This window comes from Frankia sp. CcCS3 (assembly GCF_977927575.1).
Genome location: NZ_CDWRCL010000241.1, coordinates 1 through 6,048, shown reverse-complemented (window position 1 = coordinate 6,048; position 6,048 = coordinate 1). Strand labels below are relative to the sequence as shown.

Sequence of the window (6,048 nt, the reverse complement as noted above, 5' to 3'; positions counted from 1 at the left end):
CCCATCGGCCCTCCGCTGCATCGTTGCGTGAAGTGGGTCACAACTTTGCAGCCGGCGAAGGGTGGTTGCACCACTCCTAAGGGTGGCTGGGAGATGGAAATCGGGTGGTTAAACGCAATACTGTTGGCCCAAGGCCACGTCGGCCTCGCCGGTAGTCCTATCTAGTAGTTTCACGAATACCATAGGTTACACCCAAGGGCTATTCTCCTGGTTGATCGGGCGCGGGATCCGGCGTGTCGAGGCCGGGCGCTCCCCACAGGGGAAACCAGCGGGACAGGTCCGGTTCGATCGGGAGCTCACCCGCCAGCACCTCCCGTACCTCCAGCTCGGCCGGATTGTCCCGGCGCTGGTCACCGGCCGGCACGAACGGGTACCAGGTGCCGCGTTTGTAAAGGTAGATCAGCCCCATCTGCCGGCTGCCGTCGGTGAACCCGACGACGGTGCACAGCAGCGCCGGGCCGAAACCGGCGTCGCGCACCGCGGCATTCGCCGCGTGCAGGTCGGTGACCAGGCCAGCGAGGTCCTGCTCGCCGGTCCGTCGCAGCAGCCAGCTGTACCCGAAGCTGTCCGTGCGCCGCTCGTACCGGCCGCCGTCCAGGCTCAGCAGCCGGTCGATCTCCTGCGCTACCCCGGTGAACGCGCCGCCGGACGCGGGTTTGACGCAGACCGCCCCGGCCCCGGTCGGCCGCCATGAGCTGGCGGCCTGCAGGGTGACGGCGGCGGCCGGGAGCGTGAACAGCCGGTCGAGGTCCGGCGGGGCGGGCCGGGTCCGGCCGAGAAGCACGTCGAGGATCCGCATGGTCCGGCCTACTGTCTACCCGGGTCACCGAACTACCCGGGCTCACCGGACTGGGCGGCCAGCCGGGCAAGCTGGGCCAGGCGGGCATCCAGCGGCGGGTGGGTCGAGAACAACGAGGACAGGCTGACGCCGTTCGCCAGCGCAGGGGCGAAGAAGAAGGCGTTGAACGGTTCGGCGGCCCGCAGGTCGCGGGTCGGGATCCGGGAGATCTCGCCGGTGACCTTGGTGAGCGCGGCGGCGAGCGCGGCCGGCTGGCCGGTGAGGATCGCCCCGGACCGGTCGGCGGCGAGCTCCCGGTACCGCGACAGCGCCCTGGTCAGCAGGAACGACAGCGCGTAGACGGCGGCGGCGGCGACCACCACGACGAACACGACGAGGGCGCCGCTGTCCTCATCATCGCCGTCGCCGTCGTCATAGCCGTCGGACCGACCGAAGCCGCCGGCCATCCCGGAGTAGAGACCGAATCGGGTGACCAGACCGGCGAGCACCCCGAGAAACGACGCGACGGTCATGACGGCCACGTCCCGGTGCGCGACGTGGGACAGCTCGTGGGACAGCACCCCCTCCAGCTCGTCGGCCTCCAGCCTGCGCAGCAGCCCGGTCGTCACGCAGACGACGGCGCGTTTCGGGGTCCGGCCGGTGGCGAACGCGTTCGGCAGGTCGGTGCCCACGACCGCCACCGCGGGCTTCGGCAGGTCGGACAGCGCGCAGAGCCGGTCCACGACGCCGTGCAGCCGCGGCTCCTGCGCCGGGCTGACGATGCGCCCACCGGTCGCGTACAGCGCGAGGCGGTCCGAGAACCAGTACTGGGCGGCGAGCAGCCCGCCGGCGATCAGGACAACCAGGACCGGTGACACCCCGACAGCGATCAGGACGGCGATGAAGGCGACGTAGACCAGCCCGAGCAGGAAGACGGTCAGCACCATCCGGGCCGACAGTCCCTGGTCCGGGGCGAACCTCCGCGGCGCACGCGTCACCATCATCATCGTCACCTCACCATCGTCACCTCGTCGGCCGGGGCTCAGCCGCCGGGAATCAGGCCTTCCTCGCCGAGCAGCCCGCGGACCTCCGCCAGCCCGGTGCCGGCGCGCGGCAGCACCAGCTCCGATGGCTCCAGCCGGTCCGCCGGCACCGCGCGGCCGCGCGTCCGGACCCGTTCGAGCAGCCTCGTCAAGGCTTCCTGGAACGCCGGCTCGTCCCCGGCCTCGACGGCCGCCAGCAGCACGTCATCCAGCTCGTTGAGGGCCTCCAGGTCGGTGGCGGGCAGGTCGAACTGGCCCTCACCCAGAATGCGCACGATCACGGCTGCTCCTCCGGTCGAGCAGCGTCGGCCGGCTGGCGGCCGCCGATCGCCCGCGCGGGCATGGCGCTTTTGATCTCGGCCAGATCCCGATCGATGTCGGCGGTCACGGACAGCCGGTCCAGCTCGGCCTGGTTGTCGTCGCGCGGGCCACCGGCCGCCGTCTCCAAGGCTCCGGAGGCGAGTAGTTCGTCGATCGCGCCGGCCCTGGCCTGCATCTGCTCGGCTCTGTCCTCGGCCCGCTGGATTGCCAGGCCGACGTCGCCCATCTCCTCGGAGACCCCCGCCAGCGCCTCGCCGATCTTCGTCTGCGCCTCCGCCGCGGTGTACGTCGCCTTCACCGTCTCCTTCCTGGTCCGGAACGCCTCGAGCTGGGCCGCCAACCGCTGCGCCGCCAGCGTCAACCGGTCCTCCTCCGCCCGCAGCGATGCATGCTGCTCCCGCAGCTCCTCCAGCTGCGCGGCCACCCCGGCCCGGCGGCCGAGGGCCTCCCTGGCCAGGTCGTCGCGGCCCGCGGCGACCGCCTGGCGGGCCTGCCCGGACAGCCGCTCGGCGGACGCCCGTAGCTGTTCGACCTGGAGCTCCAGCCGCTTCCGGCTGGTAGCGACGTCCGCTACCCCGCGGCGGACCTGCGCCAGCAGCTCGAGCTGCCGGGCGTAGGAATAGTCGAGAACCTCACGCGGATCCTCGGCGCGGTCCAACATCCTGCTGGCCTTGGCCCGGAACACCAACGCCAGCCGTCTGCTCAGGCTCATCGACGCCTTCCCTCCCCCGATCCCGTCGGTCCCTCTCCGATCCCGCCGGTCAGCCGCCGGTCAGCCGCCGGCCTGTGCTGGGGGAATGCCCCCGGCGCCGCCGTCCACACGACCGGCGATGGTCTGATCCGTCCCGGGCCTGTTCGCCGCCCGGCTACGGCACCGCTGGCCGGCTACGGCAAGTTACTCGCGCGCTCCTACGGTCTCGGGGCCTACCGACCGGTGCACCAATTCGTCGTGGACGCCTGTGCCGCGCAGCATCCTGGCGGCACAACTCGCCGCGAAGTCCAGGCAGTCGCGCTGTGCCTGATGCCGCGCTGTGCCTGTTCGTCGAGGACGGTGTTGACCCGCAGGCCGGTCCCATGCTGCGCAAACGGATGATGGCGTACCGTCCGGACTTCCGCTGGCTCGAACCCCCGCCGCGGCATGGTCTGGTCACCGCCTGCCGGAAGTGCCGCCGTGCCCCCAGCGCCTCCCGCGTCCGGGGTACCCGGGGTACGGCCGGTCTACCGGCAGTCGGGAGGGTGACGTCGGCTTGCCCCGAGCACGGGGCGGTCCGGCGGCCGGCCGAGGGCCCGGGGTCTGATCCGTCGGGGTCGGAGGAGCGACGCCAGGGCCCGGTCTAATCCGGGGCCTCCAGCATCGGCAGATGGCCGCCCGGGATCTCGACGGGCTCGACGCCGAGCGACGTCCTCGCCCCGGCCCGCTCGGACTCGATGTCGAACAGCTCGTCACCGGTGGCACAGACGATCATGGTGGGGATGGCGGCGCGGGTACAGCACCGCGATCGCCGTCCGTGGATCCCAGGCGCTGGTGCCGTCGGGGCGCGTCGGCGGCCCCCATCGAATGCCCGACGACCACGATCGATCCGGCGGTCCCGGGAATCCCGGCGGTCCCGGGAGCCCCTGGTCCGGCGGCCACGATGGCCGCATCGAGGGCGGCGAGCGCCGGGCGGATGCGTTCCTCGTACGTCGTGGCCGGGTTGTGCAACGGCAGGTCCGGTGCCACCACCCGATGTCCCCGCGCCCGCAGTTCCGCTCCGAGGGGCTCCCAGCACGTGGCGTCGTGCCAGGCTCCGTGCAGCAGGCAGAACAGAGCCACGACCCGAGGCTATCCAGCCGGTGGCTCGCGCGCGGGTCCCACGGTCCGCCTCGCAACCCACGGTCGCCGCCTTTCTCGAGGCGGGCCGCAGGCTTCCGGCAAACTACCGGACGCGATGAGTCTGACCACGATCATTCCCCTTCTCACGACGGACCGGCTCGTCCTGCGGCCCATCCACAACGACGACGTCGCCGGCTACACCGAGATCTGGTCCGATCCCGAGTTCACCCGCTACTTCCACCGGCCGACCGACCCGGACGGCGTCTGGCATGCCCTGGCCGGCTGCATGGGCTGCTGGATGCTGACCGGCGTGGGTCCGTGGTCGGTCGTCGAGAAGGCGAGCGGGCAGCTCGTCGGCCAGGCGGGGCTGTGGACCGAACCCGGGTGGCCGGGCGTCGAGGCCGTCTGGTTCCTGCGCCGGGACCGCTGGGGGCGCGGCTATGCCACCGAGGCCGCCACCGCGGCACTGACCTGGGTGTTCGCCCAGCGCCCCGACCTCACCGAGGTCGTCTCTCGGCCATCGTCCCGGCCAACACCGCGTCCGTCCGGGTCGCCGAACGCCTCGGCATGACGTACGTCCGCAGCGAGTTCCTCCACGACGAGGCCCATGCCGTCTACGCGGTCAGCCGGGCCGGCTGGATCACCCCGACCACTCGACGGCAGGCTTACGGATAATCCGCGACGGACCCAGTCGTTATGCTGCGGGCATGACCGCCATGGCGCCCTCCCGCGCCGGACCAGACCTGTCGTTCCTGCTGGACCGCGCCGGCCATGCCCTGCGGACCCGGATGGCGGCCGCGCTCGCCGAGATCGGTCTCACCGCACGCATGCACTGCGTGCTGGTGCATGCCCTGGAGGAGGAGCGCACCCAGATCCAGCTCGCCGAGATCGGCGACATGGACAAGACGACGATGGTGGTCACCGTCGACGCCCTGGAGAAGGCCGGCCTCGCCGAACGTCGGCCCTCCGCCAGGGACCGGCGGGCTCGGATCATCGCGGTCACCGAGGAGGGCGCGCGGATCGCCGCGCGGAGCCAGGAGATCGTCGATCGGGTCCACGAGGAGGCGTTGGCGGCGCTTCCCACCGAGGAGCGGGAGGTCTTCCTGCGGGCGATGAACCGCCTGGTCGAGGGGCATCTGGCCGGACCGGCGGAGAGCCCTCAGCCGGTCCGGCGGGCCCGCCAGCGGGCTCAGTAGCCACGAGGTAGCCACGAGGAGGATCGTCTACCACAGGCTCGTCTATTGCGGTCCCATCTACTACGGTCCCTTCTGTTGCCTCACCCGACAGGAGAGTCCGTGTCCGCTGCCCCCACGCCCGCCACGCCTTCCACCCCCGCCGTACCCTCCACCCGCGCCACGCCCGCCAGGCGTTCCGCGCCACGGTCGCGCTGGCTCGCCCTCGGCGTGCTCGCCACCAGCATGCTGACGATCATTCTGGACGGCAGCGTCGTGACCGTGGCGATGCCGGCCATCCAGAGCGACCTGGGCTTCTCACCCGTGGGCCTTAGCTGGGGCGTCAACGCCTACGCAAGTAGTACGTTATAGCATCATCGTATGGAATTTCCTTCGTTGCTCCCCTTGCCCGAATGGCCCGATGCCGAGCCGGCCCTGTGGTACGGCCGGATGTCCGATGTCGACAATGACGCACGTATCCCGGACCAGTTCGCCCGAGGTCAGCGTTACGCGCGGCTGACGGGTGAGTACTGGATAGCCCGGGCGTGGGCCGATGACGGGATTTCCGCCTGGCGTGAGGATGTGGTCCGGCCGGAGTTCGAAGGCTTCCTTACGACGCTACGGAGTCGAAATGAAATAACTTGTGCGTTTCGAACCCTCCACAGGCCTGTGACCTGCGATGATGCTCTCGATCGCGTATTTGTTACTTCATTACGTCCCCTACGAACGGGAAAGCACCGGGTCGTGGTGGCGTGGGAGGAGAGCCGGATTACCCGTGACCCGGTGGTCGGCGCGGAGTTCGGCAAGATCATGCAGCGGGTCAGTGGCCGACTAATCGTCACTGATGGTGAGAAGGTCACGACCTAGGGGACGTAATGAAGTAACAAATACGTGATCGAGAGCATCATCGCAGGTCACAGG

The 6,048-nt window shown here is 70.5% G+C and carries 11 protein-coding genes; 5 read left to right on the top strand and 6 right to left on the bottom strand.

All coding sequences use genetic code 11. The features are described 5' to 3' along the window. Positions 1-199: 199 nt before the first annotated feature. Genes pspAB through AC08OQ_RS16955 form a run of 4 tightly spaced genes read right to left on the bottom strand, consistent with a single transcriptional unit; the run spans position 200 to position 2,854 of the window. Positions 200-799 (bottom strand): PspA-associated protein PspAB, encoded by a 600-nt coding sequence (gene pspAB / locus AC08OQ_RS16970; RefSeq protein WP_476601991.1) that lies wholly within the window; start codon positions 797-799, stop codon positions 200-202. A gap of 32 nt (positions 800-831) precedes the next feature. Continuing rightward, complete coding sequence (gene htpX, locus AC08OQ_RS16965) at positions 832-1,782, bottom strand: zinc metalloprotease HtpX (protein ID WP_476612192.1); 951 nt, start codon at positions 1,780-1,782, stop codon at positions 832-834. 38 nt (positions 1,783-1,820) lie between these two features. Then, a complete protein-coding gene (pspAA, locus tag AC08OQ_RS16960) occupies positions 1,821-2,102 on the bottom strand; it encodes a PspA-associated protein PspAA (protein WP_462189017.1) in 282 nt (93 codons plus the stop codon). Continuing rightward, positions 2,099-2,854, bottom strand: a complete 756-nt coding sequence (locus AC08OQ_RS16955; RefSeq protein WP_476601993.1) for a PspA/IM30 family protein — start codon at positions 2,852-2,854, stop codon at positions 2,099-2,101. The genes pspAA and AC08OQ_RS16955 overlap by 4 nt, the downstream gene beginning before the upstream one ends. Between AC08OQ_RS16955 and AC08OQ_RS16950 the strand changes: the two genes are divergently transcribed. Next, positions 2,747-3,235, top strand: coding sequence for a DUF5946 family protein (locus tag AC08OQ_RS16950; protein ID WP_476612193.1), 489 nt, complete (start codon positions 2,747-2,749; stop codon positions 3,233-3,235). The genes AC08OQ_RS16955 and AC08OQ_RS16950 overlap by 108 nt on opposite strands. A gap of 241 nt (positions 3,236-3,476) precedes the next feature. Here the strand turns inward: AC08OQ_RS16950 and AC08OQ_RS16945 are convergent, their stop codons facing one another. Then, a complete protein-coding gene (locus AC08OQ_RS16945; protein WP_462203387.1) occupies positions 3,477-3,608 on the bottom strand; it encodes a hypothetical protein in 132 nt (43 codons plus the stop codon). Continuing rightward, entirely contained in the window at positions 3,605-3,955 is a 351-nt protein-coding gene (locus AC08OQ_RS16940; RefSeq protein ID WP_476601994.1) for an alpha/beta fold hydrolase, read from the bottom strand. Before AC08OQ_RS16940 ends, AC08OQ_RS16945 begins: the two co-directional genes overlap by 4 nt. Positions 3,956-4,070: 115 nt before the next feature. On the opposite strand from AC08OQ_RS16940, the gene AC08OQ_RS16935 reads away from it, so the two are divergent. The 4 genes from AC08OQ_RS16935 to AC08OQ_RS16920 all read left to right on the top strand — a co-directional run bounded on the left by AC08OQ_RS16935 (position 4,071) and on the right by AC08OQ_RS16920 (position 5,994). Continuing rightward, complete coding sequence (locus AC08OQ_RS16935) at positions 4,071-4,526, top strand: GNAT family N-acetyltransferase (protein ID WP_476601995.1); 456 nt, start codon at positions 4,071-4,073, stop codon at positions 4,524-4,526. Positions 4,527-4,662: 136 nt separating this feature from the next. Next, entirely contained in the window at positions 4,663-5,151 is a 489-nt protein-coding gene (locus tag AC08OQ_RS16930; protein WP_476601996.1) for a MarR family winged helix-turn-helix transcriptional regulator, read from the top strand. A 99-nt stretch (positions 5,152-5,250) separates the two neighbouring features. After that, entirely contained in the window at positions 5,251-5,499 is a 249-nt protein-coding gene (locus AC08OQ_RS16925) for a hypothetical protein (RefSeq protein WP_476612191.1), read from the top strand. Between the two features lie 9 nt (positions 5,500-5,508). Continuing rightward, positions 5,509-5,994: a recombinase family protein gene (locus AC08OQ_RS16920; protein WP_476612190.1), complete on the top strand. Its 486-nt coding sequence runs from the start codon at positions 5,509-5,511 to the stop codon at positions 5,992-5,994. Positions 5,995-6,048: the final 54 nt, after the last annotated feature.

Bases quoted from the DNA above. Each gene is read 5' to 3' on its own strand.
- pspAB (WP_476601991.1), bottom strand. From the start codon at position 799: ATGCGGATCCTCGACGTGCTTCTCGGCCGGACCCGGCCCGCCCCGCCG.
- htpX (WP_476612192.1), bottom strand. From the start codon at position 1,782: ATGATGGTGACGCGTGCGCCGCGGAGGTTCGCCCCGGACCAGGGACTG.
- AC08OQ_RS16955 (WP_476601993.1), bottom strand. From the start codon at position 2,854: ATGAGCCTGAGCAGACGGCTGGCGTTGGTGTTCCGGGCCAAGGCCAGC.
- AC08OQ_RS16945 (WP_462203387.1), bottom strand. From the start codon at position 3,608: ATGATCGTCTGTGCCACCGGTGACGAGCTGTTCGACATCGAGTCCGAG.
- AC08OQ_RS16935 (WP_476601995.1), top strand. From the start codon at position 4,071: ATGAGTCTGACCACGATCATTCCCCTTCTCACGACGGACCGGCTCGTC.
- AC08OQ_RS16930 (WP_476601996.1), top strand. From the start codon at position 4,663: ATGACCGCCATGGCGCCCTCCCGCGCCGGACCAGACCTGTCGTTCCTG.
- AC08OQ_RS16920 (WP_476612190.1), top strand. From the start codon at position 5,509: ATGGAATTTCCTTCGTTGCTCCCCTTGCCCGAATGGCCCGATGCCGAG.